Origin of the sequence: uncultured Roseobacter sp. (assembly GCF_947488185.1) — a bacterium.
Lineage (GTDB): Bacteria > Pseudomonadota > Alphaproteobacteria > Rhodobacterales > Rhodobacteraceae > Roseobacter.
In genome coordinates this window covers 406724-422136 of the sequence record NZ_CANKYM010000004.1, presented here as the reverse complement: position 1 = coordinate 422136, position 15413 = coordinate 406724, and the positions used below count along the sequence as shown (strand labels likewise).

Genomic DNA, 15413 nt, shown 5'->3' with positions numbered 1-15413 from the left:
GACAACTTTTCGCCTTTACTATACAACTAGACAAATGTACCGCGCTATGCCGCCAAACACAATCCCGAACCCTGTGAATGTTTCGTGACATGACCACCGATACCCCTTCCAGCAAGACGCCCATCTGGCGCGCGATCTGCACAACGCTCACCAGTGAAATCGCCGAGGGTATTTACGCAACGGGTGACAAGCTGCCGACAGAGGCGGCCCTGTCCCGCCGGTTCGGGGTCAACCGTCACACGGTACGTCACGCGCTCTCTCGCATGGCGACGGAAGGACTGGTGGTACCGCGACGCGGGGCCGGTGTTTTCGTGACCGGCACCCCGACCGACTATCCCATCGGCAAGCGGGTGCGCTTTCACCAGAACATCACTGCCGCCGGGCGCACACCGGCAAAGAAAGTGCTCGACGTGATCACGCGGCGCGCGACCGCCAGGGAGGTCGAGGCGCTGTCGCTTTCGGCGGAGGCATTGGTGCATTGCTACGAGGGTCTGTCGCTGGCCGACAGCATGCCTTTGGCGCTGTTTCAGAGCGTCTTTCCAGCAGACCGGTTCGAAAACCTGCCCACATTTCTCGCTGACAAATCCTCCGTCACAGCCGCGCTGCAGGCGCATGGCGTCACTGACTACACGCGGGAGTGGACCCGCCTGACCGCCAAACGCGCGACCGCAACGCAAGCCGGACTTCTGCGCATCGAAGAGGGCGCACCGATCCTGAGATCTGTTGGCATGAATGCGGATATGGACGGCACACCGGTAGAATATGGGCGGACCTGGTTTGTCGGCGACCGTGTGACGCTCACGCTCGACACGCCGGACTAGGCTGTCACAAAGCTGTCGCCCTTTTCTGCCATGCATTGGAAAAACGATTCACTGAGCAGCGATAATCTGATGGCACTTCCCCCTCTCACCCTGACGGGCGCGACCGTTCTCTGGCCGGATGGATTGTCCGAACGCCCGGTTTCGATCCGGGGCGGGAGGATTTCGGAGGCGGGCGGCAGTGCAGTCGATCTCAGCGGTACATATGTTCTGCCCGGGATTATCGACCTGCATGGCGATGCCTTCGAGCGCCAGGTTGCACCGCGCCCCTCCGCCGTCTTTCCGCTGGATCAGGCGCTGCGCGCGACGGATTGCGAGGCGGCGGCCCATGGGGTTACCACGGCGTGGATGGCACAGTCCTGGTCATGGGAGGGCGGGCTGCGCGGGCCGGACGCAACCGCGCGACTGCTTGACGCACTGGAAATCTACCGGCAGACCGCACTGATTGATCTGCGTGTGCAGCTGCGCGTTGAGACCCACACCATCGACACACTCGATACGCTGAAGGATGTGATCGCCGCGCATGGCGTGGATTATGCCGTCTTCAATGACCACCTGCCGGAGGCACGGCAGAAGTCACGAACCAACCCCGAGGAAATCCTGGGCTGGGCGAAAAAGGCTGGGCGCACGCCTCAGGAACACATGGCGGTAGTGGACGGCGCCTTTCTGCAAAACCCCAAGGTGCCACGATACTTGTGCAGTCTTGCCGCCTTCTTCGATGCACAAGGCATCCGCTATGGAAGCCACGACGATGCCAGCGCGGAGACCCGCGTCTATTTCAACGAGATCGGGGCGAAAATCTGCGAGTTTCCCACATCGCAGGCCGCCGCCCGTGCGGCGCGCAGCCTCGACAATCCGATCCTGATGGGCGCCCCCAACATAGTGCGCGGCGGGTCACAATCCGGCAATGTCGCGGCGCTGGACCTGATCCGCGCCGGGCTCTGTGACGTACTGGTATCTGACTACCACTATCCGTCCATGGCCCAATCGGCCTTTGCCCTTGTTGAGACAGGCACGCTTGATCTGCCCGCAGCCTGGGCCCTGATTTCTGCGACGCCCGCGGCTGTCATGGGCCTATCCGACAGGGGAACGCTTACGGTTGGCAAGCGTGCTGATCTGGTTGTCGTGGACAAGAAAACGTACCGCATCACCGCCACCATTTCGGGTGGCCGCCTCGCGCATCTGAGCGGTGAGACGGGCCAGCGCTTTATCTCCGGCCTGGCAACCGTCGCACATGCGGCGGAATAGCTGCTACGTCTCGTATTTCTCCAGGAATGCTTCGGCAGGCAGGGTGCGGAAATCATCCAGCGCATCCCTCACCGCCGCATGGTCCCAATCCCACCACGCCAGCGCAACCAACCGCTCTGCAATCTCTTCGGGCTGACGACGGCGGATTGGTTTCGCCGGCACGCCTGCAACAATCGTATAAGGCGCCACCGATTTCGTGACCACCGCCCCAGAGGCGACAACCGCGCCGTGGCCGATCTCCACCTCCGGCTTGATCTGCGCGTTGTGCCCGATCCAGGTATCATGCCCGATCCGTGCCCGCCGCGCGCGACGTTTTGCAAACCAATCAGCATCCTGCGCGGCATCCTCCCAATAATCCGCCGACCGGTACATGAAGTGATGCAGCGACGCCCGATCCAGAGGGTGATCTGTGGCCCCGATGCGCACGAAACTGGCGATATTGGCAAACTTGCCAATCTCCGCATTGGCAATGTCACAGAGGCGGTCGCAGTAGGAATAATCCCCGAAGATCGTGTAAGCCACGCGGCTGCCCTGACCGATCTCGACATAGCGGCCCATCTCAACATCGACGAGATCACATCCGTCGTGGATGACCGGTTTTGCAGCCGCCAGTTTCACGCAGGTTTCCCGTGGATCAGGCGGCGGCGCAGCCAGCCGGAGAGCGTGTCCATCACCATGACCATCAGCACGATCAGAACGATGTAATAGGTCACTTCTTCCCAATCCTTCTGCGTGATGATCGCCTGCGTCAGCAGCAAGCCGATGCCGCCGCCGGTGATGGCCCCGATGATCGTGGCCGACCGCACGTTGGATTCCAGATAGTAGAGGATCTGGCTGAGCAGGATCGGCGTGACCTGCGGGATCACACCAAACCGGTAGCGTTGCATCGGTTTTGCCCCGGTGGACCGGATGCCTTCGATCTGCTTGTCGTCCACGTTTTCCAACGCCTCAGAGAAAATCTTGCCGAAGGTGCCGGAGTCGGTGATGAGAATGGCCAGCGCGCCGGTCAAAGGCCCGGGCCCAAAGGCGCGGCTGAGCACCACCGTCCAGATCAACCCATCCACACCGCGCAGAAAGTCAAAGAGCCTGCGCGCGGCAAAACGCGCCGCCCCCAGCGGGGTGAAATTGCGCGCAGCCAGAAAGGCCAGTGGCAGGGCAATCAGGGCTGCACCAACCGTGCCCAGAAACGCCATCAGGATGGTCTCGAAGATCGCCCAGGCGACATCGGAATGGCGCCACATCTTGTTGGTCCAGAAATCCTGCCAGATCGCCCCGGCCTCGCCGGACACCGCTTTGCCCAGCACCTCGCTCAGACCCATTCTGTGGTAGGGGCTGTCGAGGGTGAAGAAGAAAAGCTCCCACCCGGTGAAATAGCGAAAGACTTCGGACCGGTTGCGGGTGATCGTCAGGCGCCCGGCTGCGGTCGTGATGGTCAACCGGTTCTTGGAAGCGTTGATCCAGTCCGGCACGTCCCCGCCCGGCAGCTGCACGTTTACGCCGCCGCGCCCGGGGTTTGCCGTGACCAGACCGTAGCCCGGAATGTCATAGCGGATCTCTTCGGGTCCAAAGAGGACTATGTGGCCCTTGTCCAACAGGATCTCGGTTGTCTCGCCAAGGGTCACCCAGGAGGGGCTGATGCCGGCGTCATAGCGCCCCTTGCGTTCGCCTTCGATGGCAATCTGAATGTCGCCACTGCGGTTGTCGCGCGTCACATGGGTTTTGTAGCTGTAGCTGTCGGACACAAGAATGCGAGCGTTTTTCGTATCCGCCGTGCGCATCATCTCGGGCATACCGAAGGCGAAGAAGATATAGACCAGATAGGTCAAGATCATCGCCGGGATCGCTGCCGCCACAAGGCGTTTGCGCCGGAAGAGGCCCCGCATTTCGGTCAGGATTGCAGCATTGCTCATGTCCGGGCCCCCGTTGTCAGCCGGTGGCGCGCGTATGAGGACAGCTGGTCAAAGAGAACGATGGCGGCGAAAAGCAGGATGAAGATTGCCGCCGCTTCGTCGAACTTGCCCTGCCCCCAGCTCATCGCGTTCTTGAGGTCATAACCGATGCCGCCCGCCCCCACGAAGCCGAGGATGGCAGAGGCGCGGATGTTGATCTCGAACCGCAGCAAAGCATAGCTGAGGTAGTTGGGCGCCACTTGCGGGACGATGCCCAGCATCATCCGCTGCGACCAGTTGGCCCCGACAGAGGCCAGCCCTTCGACCGGTTTCAGGGAGGCGTTCTCGTTGACTTCGGAGTAGAGCTTGCCAATCGCCCCGGCGGTGTGCAGCGCAATGGCAATCATCGCAGGTACGGGTCCCGCCCCCAGCACGAAGATCAGGACCAGCGCGATCACGATTTCGGGGATGGCGCGGAGAATGTCGCTGACCCGGCGAAAGAGCCCGACCAGCGAAGGCCAGCGCGCCAGCCCTCGTGTGGATAAAAGCGATAAAATCGCACCCGCCATTACCCCCACCAGCGTGGCGGCGGCGGCGATGTTGATCGTTTCTACCAGTGACGGAAAATACTTGGCGAAATGGCCGGGCAGCAGATGGGATTTCTCCCAGGCCTCGCCGATCACCTCCACCGGAAAATCAAAGACATTGTCGATGCCGTTCCAGAATCCGCCCGCATTGCGCGCATCTGCGGTCATGAACCCTGCGACCAGCAAGGCGATAAACAACGCCAGCATTGCGCCATTCCACATCCGCCGCGTGCGGATCAGGCGCGCATAGCCTGTCTGCATCTCGGACAGGCTGCCTGCCTGAAAGGTTGTATCCGCCATCTTTCCCCCGCATGAAATAAAGCGGGCCCTCGGGAAAAAGGGCCCGCCTTGTCATCATGAAAAACTTCGAACTAGTTTGCCTTTGCCTTGCGGGCTTCCACGATGGAAACGTAGGCGTCATGCGTGATGGGGTCGAAGCCGAGGCTCTCGCCTGCAGCAACACCATAGGCGCAATCCGCATCCGCTTCATTCAAACCGTCGACCAACGCGGTCATCGTGGCCTTGACCTCTGCCGGCATGCTGCTGCGCAGCACAATCGGGCCCTCCGGGATGGGGTTCGAGCGCCAGATTTCGACCAAATCGTTCATATCCACCAGACCGGCATCCACAGCCTTGCGCAGGGCGCCAGAGTTGTAGCCGTCTTCCCAATTGCCCTGACCGTCGGCCCAGGTCACACCGGCGTTCACGTCCCCGTTGTTGACGGCGACGATGGTCTGTTCATGACCACCTGTGAACTTCACTTCCCCGAAATAGTCGCCGGAGTTCATGGTCTTGCCGGTTTCCTGCGGAATTTCGATGGACGGGATCAAGTAGCCCGAGGTGGAGTTCGGATCGCCGAAGCCAAAGACCTTGCCCTGCATGTCATCCAACGAGGCAATGCCGCTGTCTTTGCGCGCGAACCCGATGGAGTGATACCCGTAAGAGCCGTCCAGATTGATTTTCACCAGCACAGGCTCCACCGCTTGCGGGTCCTGAATGTGGACGGCAGCGTAGGACGACGCACCGAGCCACGCCATATCCAGCGTGCCGCCGAGCAGGCCCTGAATGACGCCGTTATAGTCGGCAGGTGCAAAGAGCTTTGTCGGCACGCCCAGCGCTTCTTCGGTATAGGCGCGCAGGCATTCATTGGAATTCAGACGATCCTGGGCGTTTTCGCCGCCGAGGATACCGATCCGGAATTCGCTGATCTCCTGTGCAAATGCCCCGGATGTCAGAGCTGTTGTCGCCACCAGGGCGCAGATCACTTGTTTCATAGTGCTGGTCTCTCTTGGTTGTCGCCCGCCCGGACGGGCTGGGCCGTTGAAGTGGAGGGGGTCAGACGTCGGCGAGTGCGCGCAGCTGCGCGGCGTCGAAAGCGTCGGAGCGATCAAGCTGCTCGATCTCGGTCGAGGTGGCGCTTTCTGAAAAATCTGCATCGGCGCCGTAGATATCGCGCGCCGCGGCGGTGCTCAGCTGGCCCGGGGTACCGTCAAAGACGATCCGGCCATCACGCATCCCGATGACCCGGTCACAGTAGCGCCGCGCGGTGTCCAGTGTGTGCAGGTTGGCGATGACGGTGCGCCCATCTTCTTCGTGGATACGGCGCAGGGCCCGCATGACGACCTGCGCGTTCATCGGGTCCAGCGAGGCAATGGGCTCATCTGCAAGGATGATCTTGGGGTCCTGCATCAGCGCCCGCGCAATGGCGACACGCTGCTGCTGTCCGCCGGACAAGTCCTCGGCCCGCTTTGCCGCATGCTCGGCAATGCCCAAACGGTCCAAGATGGCAATCGCCTGGGTGATATCCGCGTCCGGAAAGAGGTTAAACATCGTTGCCAGAGTGGAACGTCTGTTCAGCGTGCCGTGCAGCACATTCGAGACCACATCCATCCGCAGCACCAGATTGAACTGCTGGAAAATCATGGCGCACTCGGACTGCCACGCGCGCTTGGCAGATCCGCGCAGAGACGTGACATCACGCCCGTCGAACAGGATCTTGCCATCGCTAGCATCGGTCAACCGGTTGACCATCCGCAACAGGGTCGACTTGCCTGCGCCGGACCGCCCGATGATGCCGATCATGGATGATTTTGTGACTTCGATACTGGCCGCGTCCACGGCCGTGTTCTGCCCGAATGTCTTGGTCAGATTATCAATCTTAAGCATCGTATCCCCCGACGTTGAGGGGTGCTTACGGATTGGTCATGAACCATGCATGACAGAAATCACAAGGTTTTATGACAGCCTGTGGACCAATAAAAGAAGGGGTCGCCAGTGCTTCTGGAGTTCCCGCAAGCCATGTCCCTTACCGATCCTGCCGGAGCATTCCTGTCGCACTCACCCGGCGCTGAGCGTCCTGCTCAGATATCGGAGAAGCCGATACGCTGAAGGGCGATTCTTGCGTCATCACGCTCGGTCTGCGTGCCAAAAAGCAGATCGTTGTTGAGGCTCGTGACCACCCGGCTCAGCGAGCGCTCTTTCACACACTTACGTACAAACGGGGCGATTTCGCCATCGTCGAGACCCATCACACTACGCGACATTTTGCTTTCGGAAATCGTCTCGTGCTTCATAGCGTCCCCCGCCTCTGCGATTCTCTTACAAAAGATTAACGGCCCCGAGATACGCCTGTCACGCAAAGTTTAACGGCGTCCCACGCATGTCGCACAGAACGCCGTTGAATGCTTTGTCTTTGAGCGATTTTTTATTTTCCAACCGCACCGATGCTGAAGAACATCGTTTCACCGGAATGGTCGTCAACGCCGTCATTGTCGGTGGAAATCCAGGCTGTCCCATCAGACATAATCGCCAGGCCCTCGACCTTGTCGAGCACGTATCCACCGGTAGATGTCAGGTCAGGGATCAGATCACGCACCAATGTCTTGGAGACAACGGGCAGCTCCGATCCAAGTTTGGCCGGAACCATCTCGGCCAGTGGAACTGCATAAACCTTCTTGGTGACAGCGTCGCTTGCATGCTGGTTGTCGCGCTCGATGATATAGACGTGATCGCCGTGCACGCTCATATCGCTCAGACCGACCCACCCCTTTTCAGGCGCCGCCTTGGGATAGAGCACGGCCCCCCATTCTTCGGTTTCCAGATTGTAGGAGACCAGCTTGACGTGGTCCTTGGGGTCGTCTTTCCACTCCCGCTGTACCGGCATCCATAGCGTGTCACCGACCAGCGTGATGCCTTCGAACCCAAACCGTTTCTCCACTGCCATCAACTCCGGCGGCAAGCCGATCTCTTCCTTGATCTCGCCTTTGGCGTTCACCTTATAGAGCGCATGCGGAATGACGCGCCCGGTCCGTCCTTCGGAGGCGACCCAGAAGTTACCGTCACCATCCAGAACGATGCCTTCCATGTCGAGCTTCTGTGCGGGCATGCCATTGCGGGTCACGTCAATGGCTTCAACAATCCGCGCCGGGGTGGAGGCAGGATCGATTTTGAAGATGCGGGGCTGGTAGCCGTAAAAGCTGTCCGAGACTGCGTAAATCATCCCCGCATCATCGGCGACCATGCCGGAAATCGCGCCCCAGCCGGTCAGTTCATCCATGCCTTCGGAGGTGAGATGTGGATAGGACGCAGGACCTTCGGCGTACTGATAAACCATCACATGGGCGCGGGCAGCACCGTCTTCCAACCCGTCAAACTCGTTCGCCGTCGCCAAGAGACCCCGCGCCGGGATGACCACGGCCCCTTCGGGAGAGATACCCGACGGCAACAGCTGTTTGAGCACTGGTGCGGTAGGGTCGGTCACGTCATAAACCGCCACGACCGATGCGCGCTCGGCCATGACAAAGACGTAAGGTGTGCCATCGAAGGTGCCGAACTCCATACCCTCAGGCTCAGCCCCTTTGCTGTCGGAACGCTTGTCAGGATAGTGCCCGATCTGGACAATGGCATGTTCGAGCGACGCGCCGCTTTCCCAAACCAGCGTACCATCCTTGTTAAAGATGGTCATGCCACGTGCACCGCCGTCCATGTCGCCCTCATTGGCGATGGCAAAGTGGTCGTTGTCGATCCACTGCACCCCGTCAGGTTCCCGCAGACGCCCCGGCTGCCTTTGATCGAACGTGAGCGCCGCGCGTTCGTCCTTGGTGTCGATCCCCTGCAGATCGACTGCGCCGGCGGAGAAATGTGAAACCAGACTGCCATCCCGTGCGACCACCGCGATGTGGTTGTTCTCCTGAAGCGTGACGACGACCTCGCCCAGATCGTTGATGTCAACGAACTCCGGCTCCGGATCTTCACCCGCGACATCGGCCAGACCGGTCAGGCTGACACGGCGCATGGTGGCGCACTCAAGCGTGCCCTCCACCACGTCGATCATCACCAGATCACCAGCGGGCATCTGCGGCACACGACCGTCACCCAAATCCTCGTCGCGTTCATTCTCAATCGCAATCGCGATGAAGGAGCCGTCCTTGGCCCGCGCCGTGCTGTCGGGCTGTCCGCCGAGATCACAGCTCGCCGTGATGCTCATATCCGCCAGGTTCACGGCTTTCACGAAACCGGAAGGTGCGGTGTAGCTTTCGGATGTATTGACGCCGACAAAGGCAGTGTTGCCGATCACCGAAACCGCAGTGGGCTCGCCATCCACCGCCAACGTGCCTTTGGGCGCAGGTGCTGTCGGGTCGGTGATGTCAATCACGCCAATGACCCCCGCCGGGCTGTCAGTGTAGACAAGGGTCATGCCATCTGCTGTGGCGTCTATGATCTCTGCCAAGGTTTCATCTGGCGCAGCGCCGTCGAAATTGGCGGTCACCGGGAAGGATGCGACACGGTTGAAATTCATATCCGCATGGGCGGGTGCAATCGCAGCAGTCGCGAGAAGCGTGCTGGTCAGCAGCAGATGTCTGGTCATTGGAAACTCCTTGGTCTTGAGATGCGCGCAAGGGCGCAGGCTCAAGACACAGGGAGATGACAATCATGTATCAGTTTTATGAACTCTCACGACGCGGCAAGCATCAGGTCCGAGGCCTTCTCTCCGATCATGATGGCGGGGGCATTGGTGTTGCCGGAGACAATTTCCGGCATGATGGAACAATCGGCGACCCGCAGGCCCTTGATCCCGTGCACCCGCAACTCGGCGTCGACCACGGCATCCTCGCCCGACCCCATCTTGCAGGTACCCGTCGGGTGGTAGATCGATGCGGTGTTGCTGCGCGCCCAGTCCAGCGTCGCATCATAGTCGTCCATGTCGAGGCTGGCATGCGGACGGAACTCTTCGGAAATCTTGGAGGTCAGCGGCGCATGGCGTGCGATGCCGCGGGCGATGTTAACCCCTGCCACCACCGTCCGACAATCCGTTTCCGTGGACAGGTAGTTCGGGATGATCTTGGGATACTCACGCGGCTTGGCCGATGTGAGCCTGATTTCACCCTTGCTTTCAGGCCGCAGCTGGCAGACCGACATGGTAAAGGCAGAGAACTTATCCGCCCCCTTGCCCGGGTTCTCCGCGGACAAGGGTTGCACGTGGAATTGAATGTCCGGCGTTTCCATATCCTCGCGGGTTTTCAGGAAACCGGTGGCGAGGCTGGCCGCCATCGTCATCGGCCCCGCCCGGAACATCAGATATTTCAACCCGATCTTTGCCTGACCAAAGAGGCTGGAGACCTCGTCATTCAGCGTCGGTTCATTGCACTTGTAGACCAGGCGCGCCTGCAGGTGGTCCTGCATGTTCTTACCGACCCCTTTGAGGTCCTTCTTGATCTCAATGCCGTGTTCGGACAGCTGCTCTGCTTCACCGATGCCCGACAGCATCAGCAGTTGCGGAGAGTTGATCGCCCCGCCACAAAGCACGATTTCGCGCCGCGCGGTGACGGTCTGCACCTTGCCGCCGCGGTCTGTATAGCTGACGCCAGTGGCGCGGCCTTCGGATATCTCGACCTTATCAACCTGCGCATGGGTGACGATCTGCAGGTTAGGACGCTTTTTCACCGGATTGAGGTAGGCCACAGCCGAACTGCAGCGCCGCCCATTGCGGGCCGTCAGTTGGAAAAAGCCCACACCTTCCTGATCCGCACCATTGTAATCGGGGTTGAATTTGTAACCTGCCGCCTGTGCCGCTGCCACCCAGGCATCGGTGATCGGGCGCTGGATGCGCATGTTGGAAACCGACAGCGGACCTTCGTCCCCGTGGAACTCATCCGCCCCGCGTTCATTGTTCTCTGCGCGTTTGAAAAGGGGCAATACGTCGTCCCACCCCCATCCGCTATTGCCCATTTGCCTCCAACGGTCGTAGTCTTGTGGTTGACCGCGAACGTAGAGGAGGCCGTTCAGGGAGGAAGACCCACCCAGAACCTTGCCGCGGGGCCATTCAATGGAGCGTCCATTGAGGCCCGGATCAGGTTCGGTTTTGTAACACCAGTCGACAGCCGGGTTGTGGATTGTCTTGAAGTAACCAACGGGAATGTGAATCCACGGGTTCAGATCCCGACCACCGGCTTCAAGCAGAATGACCTTGTTGCTCGGATCAGCGCTCAGCCGATTGGCCAGGACGCACCCGGCAGACCCTGCACCGACAACGATAAAATCAGCTTCCACTTCGACCTCCCAAACCACTGTGAAAAAAACTCTATGCAAAAAGAATTAATCATACTAGTGTTTTTTGGGACTATTAGTCTCAATAAATGACATTCAGGGAGGAAGTCATGAAAGTTCAGAACAATATCAAGCACCTGTCGCGTCGGGATTTATTCCGCGTCGCGGGGCGCTATGGTCTCAGCTCGACGCTGCTGGCTGCAGGGACGTTTGGCGGCGCGATGAGCCTGTCGAACCTCGCACAAGCTGCTGAATCTTCGTACGAAAAGCGCTTTGCGAAAGAGCCGAAATTCACGCTGAAAATGGGCGCCGCGGGCTTCAACCCGCAAAACCTGCTGATCGAGCGGGCCGGCGTTCTGGAGTTTGCTCGCGATATCGAAAGCCGCACAGACGGAGAGATTCGCGTCGAATTCATCGGCAACAACCAGATCTGCAACCAGCTCAGCTGCGTTGAGAAGACACAGCAGGGCATCGTCGACATGTATGCGGCGTCGACTCAGAACTCCGCAGGTGGCGCGCCTTACCTGAACGTCCTGGACTACGCCTACATGTTCCGGACGCGTGCGGATCAGTACTACTTTATGTACAGCCCGGAATCACAGCGCATCCTGCGTGAGCCGTTCGAAAAACGTCACGGCCTGAAGTTCCTGTTCAGCCACGCCGAACTGCGCGGCATCCAGCTTGGTCTGAAATGGGCGGACGCGGAAACAGTCACCAGCATCGAACAGCTCAACGGTACCAAGAACCGCGTCACGGGCACACAGCTTGGACGTATCGCGATGAACGCTCTGGGGCTGAACCCTGTGCCAATCGCGTGGGAAGAAACACTCGACGGTCTGAAGACTGGCCTCATTGACGGTGCCGAAACATGGGCGTCGGCTGTGGCATACGCCAACATGTCGCCTGTGGTCAGCCAATCCGTTGATCTGCGTTTCTTCTGCGGTACAGAGCACACAGCGATGTCCGCATCGGTATTCGACGGTCTCGGCGGCGAACTACAGGATGCGGTCATGGAAGCATCCTACCTCACACAGGTCCACGTGCAGGCAGCCAACGAAGCGGCTCTGGTCAACACCGTTGGTGCTACCGACCCGCAGCTTCCCGGCACGATCTTTGCAGAGAACGACGTGCGCATGGCGACCCTGTCGGACGCAGAGCGCCGGAAAGCCGAAGAGATGTGCTCGCCTGAATTCCAGCCGCAGCTCTGGGAGCAGTGGCGCGAGCGGATCAATGGCTGGTCCGGTGGCATCGACACCTACCAGGACATCTACAACGAAGTCCGCAACAACCCGCATACGCTCGCCGAAAACGTCGAGCCACGCCGGTGGTGGAAAGCCTAAGCTACGCGCTTTCATATCGACAAGCCGGCCCCTGACGGGGGCCGGCTCATTCGTCCGTAGCGTTGGTGTTCGGGTCGGAGGAGACCAAACCCAAAATACGCGAGAGATCGGTGTAACCGACCAGCGGACCAAACCTTTGGGAGGGACAGGGTTTGTCGACACTTTCTGAAATGGGCGCGATACTTTCGGCTGTGGCGTCGCAAGACAGCTTTGAAATTAGTAACGCACTTCGATCCGACGCAACGTGGCTACTCGGCATCATTATTATGCTGGCGGGCGGATACCTGATTTCGCTGATCTATCACAAGGTGCCCCTGATTGACCGACATCTGGAACGCACCATCATGGTTGTGTCTTATCTGGCCATCGGCTTCATCATCTTCTGGGCGGTGATCGACCGGTTTGTCTTCAACAGCCAGTGGCCCTGGTCGACGACAATTCCACCGTTTCTCTTCATGGTCATGGCGTGGTTTGGTGCGGCCTATAACATCCGACTGCGCACGCACCTGAGCTTCTCCGAATTTCGCACCAAGATGGGACCGAGCGGACAGTTGGCCTGTCTGTTTGTTGACTTTGTCCTGTGGCTGGGCTTCGCGCTCATCCTCTTTGTCACGACCTGCAAGGTCGTAGCGAACTCCGCCGCCAACTTTCAGATCGTGCTCGGCACGGACAATACCATGCAGTGGTGGTTTCTGATCTCGGCCCCTGTCGCCGCTGTCCTGATCGCAGGACGCGCGATGGAGAACTTTCAGGACGATTTCCGCAAATACCGCGCGGGTGAACCGCTTATCGAGCAAGCTGTGATCGGGGGAGACACATAATGGCCGACGGAACCATCATCACGCTGATTTCGCTCGGCGTCACCATGCTCTTCATGCTCGGCGTGCCAGTCCTGCTGGTTATCGCCTACTGGGTTGTCGGATGTTCTTTTGTTCTCGGGCTCACGCTCGACAACATGGGTGCGGAGCTGCTCAATGTTTTCAACAAAGGCTACGCCCTTCTGGCGATGCCGTTGTTCATCCTGACCGGGGACCTGATCAACAAATCCGGCATTGCCAAACGATTGTCGGATTTTGCCTATGCCTGTCTGGGCTGGTTGCGGGGCGGACTTGCGATGGCCTCCATCGGGGCTTGCGGTCTTTTCGCCGCGATTTCGGGCTCAAACTCAGCGACAACGGCAACCATCGGGTCGATGCTCCACCCGGAAATGGTCAAAGGCGGTTATGACGAGCGCTTCTCGGCCGCGACGGCTGCTGCAGGTGGTACGGTCGGGATCATCATCCCGCCCTCGATCATCTTCATCGTGTACGGGTTCCTGCTTCAACTTGAAGTGGGCGAGCTCTTCATCGCAGGCATCGTTCCAGGCGCCCTGATGGTCATCGCCATGATGGCCACCTGCTGGGTCGTCTGTAGCCGCAATGGTTGGGGTCACCTGATCTCGATCAACCCGGCGCGTATTTCCAAGACGGCCCTTGGCGGTTGGCTCGGCTTCTTTGCCATCTTCCTGGTGCTTTGGGGTATCTACACCGGTAAATTTTCACCAACTGAGGCCGCCGGGGTGACCGTGGGCTTTGGCGTGATTGCCGGTTTGGTAAGCTGGGGGCTAAGCCGACTGTTCCGCATCAAGGACGACAAGACCTGGGATGAGAAAAGCTACGGCGAGATGTTGCTGGTGGACGGCTTCACAATCCCCGAAATCCCCGGAATCGTCGTGCGGTCTGCCCAGATCACCGGCATTCTTGCACCGTTGATCGCGGTCTCGGTTGTCATGCAGCAAATCCTCTCGCTGCTGGGCGCCCAGCAGGTGATTGGCGATTTCGTGACCTCCATGGGCGGCTACTATGCAGTTCTTGCAACAGCAATGGTCATCGTCTTCGTGTCGGGCATGGTGCTGGAATCCCTGCCGGTGACGATCATCCTGGCACCGATCCTGGCCCCCATCGCGGCAAGCGTGGGCGTCGATCCGATCCACTTTGCGGTGATCTTCCTTGTTGGTGCGTCGATCGGCTTCATCACCCCGCCCTACGGGTTGAACCTTTACGTTGCGTCCGGTGTGACAGGTGTGCCTTACTTCCGGTTGCTCAGGTATTCTACAATGTATCTGGGTGCCTTGATGGTCACGTGGATTCTTGTAGCATTGATCCCTGATTTGGCGCTGTACTTGGTGCCTGGAAGGTAATCAGAAAAGGTATGCCAATGCCGGACGACCTCTTCAATGACAAGCAGGGCCAGATACCCACCAACTTACGGTTGCTGGTCCTGCTCGAGGAAGTCGTAAAAGCCGGTGTCCCGGTGACCCCAACGGCACTCAAGGATACACTCAATCTGCCAAAGCCCACACTGCATCGACTTTTCAACACGGCCGAGGCGGCGGGCTTTCTGCAGCGAGACATCGACGGGCGGTCCTACGGGCCCGGCCCTCGACTAAGACAACTCTCTGTCTACACGGTTTCATCACAACGGATTCGCACTGTGCGACTGGCGATCCTGCGCAGCGTCGCGGAAAAAATCGGTGAGACCTGCAATATCGCCACGCCGGACCGGGACGGAATGACCTATCTGGACCGGGTGGAAACCCATTGGCCGCTGCGCATTCAGCTACCCGTAGGCACGCAGGTCCCGTTTTATTGCACGGCCAGCGGCAAGATGTACCTCTCCTCCCTGCGGCCCGCCTATTTCGACCGGTACCTGTCTGCGGCGATCCTCGACAGTCATGCGCCGGGCACGATTACCGACAAGGACGCACTCAAAGCCGAAATCGAGATGACCCGCAAACGCGGATACTCCACCGACAATCAGGAGTTCATGGAAGACATGGTGGCAATTGCAGTACCGATCCTCGATGACCGCAAGCGCCTTGTTTCGACCCTGTCGGTGCACACACCACTGCAGCGGCACGACATCGCCTCGCTCGGCCATCACATCGAAGACCTCAAAGAGGCGGCTCGCGAGTTGACGGCACTGATCAGCAGCTGAGCAGTGCGC

Annotated in this window: 14 protein-coding genes; 6 read left to right on the top strand and 8 right to left on the bottom strand. The window is 59.5% G+C overall.

The features are described from left to right. Positions 1 to 89 precede the first annotated feature (89 nt). Both phnF and Q1A52_RS17790 read left to right on the top strand, forming a co-directional pair. Positions 90 to 821, top strand: coding sequence for a phosphonate metabolism transcriptional regulator PhnF (phnF, locus tag Q1A52_RS17795; protein WP_300018417.1), 732 nt, complete (start codon positions 90 to 92; stop codon positions 819 to 821). A 69-nt stretch (positions 822 to 890) separates the two neighbouring features. Then, on the top strand, positions 891 to 2066 hold the full coding sequence (locus Q1A52_RS17790) for an alpha-D-ribose 1-methylphosphonate 5-triphosphate diphosphatase (RefSeq protein ID WP_300018414.1): 1176 nt from the start codon (positions 891 to 893) through the stop codon (positions 2064 to 2066). 3 nt (positions 2067 to 2069) lie between these two features. On the opposite strand, the gene Q1A52_RS17785 is transcribed toward Q1A52_RS17790, so the two are convergent. The 8 genes from Q1A52_RS17785 to Q1A52_RS17750 form a co-directional block, all read right to left on the bottom strand. After that, on the bottom strand, positions 2070 to 2684 hold the full coding sequence (locus Q1A52_RS17785) for a chloramphenicol acetyltransferase (RefSeq protein ID WP_300018412.1): 615 nt from the start codon (positions 2682 to 2684) through the stop codon (positions 2070 to 2072). Beyond that, positions 2681 to 3976 (bottom strand): phosphonate ABC transporter, permease protein PhnE, encoded by a 1296-nt coding sequence (phnE, locus tag Q1A52_RS17780; RefSeq protein ID WP_300018409.1) that lies wholly within the window; start codon positions 3974 to 3976, stop codon positions 2681 to 2683. Before phnE (Q1A52_RS17780) ends, Q1A52_RS17785 begins: the two co-directional genes overlap by 4 nt. Then, positions 3973 to 4842 (bottom strand): phosphonate ABC transporter, permease protein PhnE, encoded by an 870-nt coding sequence (gene phnE, locus Q1A52_RS17775; protein ID WP_299861398.1) that lies wholly within the window; start codon positions 4840 to 4842, stop codon positions 3973 to 3975. The genes phnE (Q1A52_RS17780) and phnE (Q1A52_RS17775) overlap by 4 nt, the downstream gene beginning before the upstream one ends. 71 nt (positions 4843 to 4913) lie before the next feature. Beyond that, the gene (phnD, locus tag Q1A52_RS17770; protein WP_300018406.1) at positions 4914 to 5816 is read right to left on the bottom strand and encodes a phosphonate ABC transporter substrate-binding protein; all 903 of its coding nucleotides are present in this window, start codon (positions 5814 to 5816) and stop codon (positions 4914 to 4916) included. A gap of 61 nt (positions 5817 to 5877) precedes the next feature. Then, complete coding sequence (phnC, locus tag Q1A52_RS17765; RefSeq protein ID WP_300018403.1) at positions 5878 to 6708, bottom strand: phosphonate ABC transporter ATP-binding protein; 831 nt, start codon at positions 6706 to 6708, stop codon at positions 5878 to 5880. A 194-nt stretch (positions 6709 to 6902) separates the two neighbouring features. Continuing rightward, positions 6903 to 7115: a hypothetical protein gene (locus Q1A52_RS17760; protein WP_300018400.1), complete on the bottom strand. Its 213-nt coding sequence runs from the start codon at positions 7113 to 7115 to the stop codon at positions 6903 to 6905. Positions 7116 to 7246: 131 nt separating this feature from the next. Next, entirely contained in the window at positions 7247 to 9409 is a 2163-nt protein-coding gene (locus Q1A52_RS17755; protein ID WP_300018397.1) for an esterase-like activity of phytase family protein, read from the bottom strand. An 86-nt stretch (positions 9410 to 9495) separates the two neighbouring features. Next, positions 9496 to 11091 (bottom strand): GMC family oxidoreductase, encoded by a 1596-nt coding sequence (locus Q1A52_RS17750; RefSeq protein WP_300018394.1) that lies wholly within the window; start codon positions 11089 to 11091, stop codon positions 9496 to 9498. 107 nt (positions 11092 to 11198) lie between these two features. Between Q1A52_RS17750 and Q1A52_RS17745 the strand changes: the two genes are divergently transcribed. From Q1A52_RS17745 to Q1A52_RS17730, 4 genes are all read left to right on the top strand, one after another. Next, complete coding sequence (locus tag Q1A52_RS17745) at positions 11199 to 12428, top strand: TRAP transporter substrate-binding protein (protein WP_300018391.1); 1230 nt, start codon at positions 11199 to 11201, stop codon at positions 12426 to 12428. A 170-nt stretch (positions 12429 to 12598) separates the two neighbouring features. Then, a complete protein-coding gene (locus Q1A52_RS17740) occupies positions 12599 to 13249 on the top strand; it encodes a TRAP transporter small permease (protein WP_300018599.1) in 651 nt (216 codons plus the stop codon). Beyond that, positions 13249 to 14607 (top strand): TRAP transporter large permease, encoded by a 1359-nt coding sequence (locus Q1A52_RS17735; RefSeq protein ID WP_299778539.1) that lies wholly within the window; start codon positions 13249 to 13251, stop codon positions 14605 to 14607. Before Q1A52_RS17740 ends, Q1A52_RS17735 begins: the two co-directional genes overlap by 1 nt. 17 nt (positions 14608 to 14624) lie before the next feature. Next, positions 14625 to 15404 (top strand): IclR family transcriptional regulator, encoded by a 780-nt coding sequence (locus Q1A52_RS17730; RefSeq protein ID WP_299828443.1) that lies wholly within the window; start codon positions 14625 to 14627, stop codon positions 15402 to 15404. The last annotated feature ends 9 nt before the right edge of the window (positions 15405 to 15413 follow it).

Coding starts and splice junctions, on each gene's coding strand:
- phnF (WP_300018417.1), top strand. CDS start 90: ATGACCACCGATACCCCTTCCAGCAAGACGCCCATCTGGCGCGCGATC.
- Q1A52_RS17790 (WP_300018414.1), top strand. CDS start 891: ATGGCACTTCCCCCTCTCACCCTGACGGGCGCGACCGTTCTCTGGCCG.
- phnE (WP_300018409.1), bottom strand. CDS start 3,976: ATGAGCAATGCTGCAATCCTGACCGAAATGCGGGGCCTCTTCCGGCGC.
- phnE (WP_299861398.1), bottom strand. CDS start 4,842: ATGGCGGATACAACCTTTCAGGCAGGCAGCCTGTCCGAGATGCAGACA.
- phnD (WP_300018406.1), bottom strand. CDS start 5,816: ATGAAACAAGTGATCTGCGCCCTGGTGGCGACAACAGCTCTGACATCC.
- phnC (WP_300018403.1), bottom strand. CDS start 6,708: ATGCTTAAGATTGATAATCTGACCAAGACATTCGGGCAGAACACGGCC.
- Q1A52_RS17760 (WP_300018400.1), bottom strand. CDS start 7,115: ATGAAGCACGAGACGATTTCCGAAAGCAAAATGTCGCGTAGTGTGATG.
- Q1A52_RS17755 (WP_300018397.1), bottom strand. CDS start 9,409: ATGACCAGACATCTGCTGCTGACCAGCACGCTTCTCGCGACTGCTGCG.
- Q1A52_RS17745 (WP_300018391.1), top strand. CDS start 11,199: ATGAAAGTTCAGAACAATATCAAGCACCTGTCGCGTCGGGATTTATTC.
- Q1A52_RS17740 (WP_300018599.1), top strand. CDS start 12,599: ATGGGCGCGATACTTTCGGCTGTGGCGTCGCAAGACAGCTTTGAAATT.
- Q1A52_RS17735 (WP_299778539.1), top strand. CDS start 13,249: ATGGCCGACGGAACCATCATCACGCTGATTTCGCTCGGCGTCACCATG.
- Q1A52_RS17730 (WP_299828443.1), top strand. CDS start 14,625: ATGCCGGACGACCTCTTCAATGACAAGCAGGGCCAGATACCCACCAAC.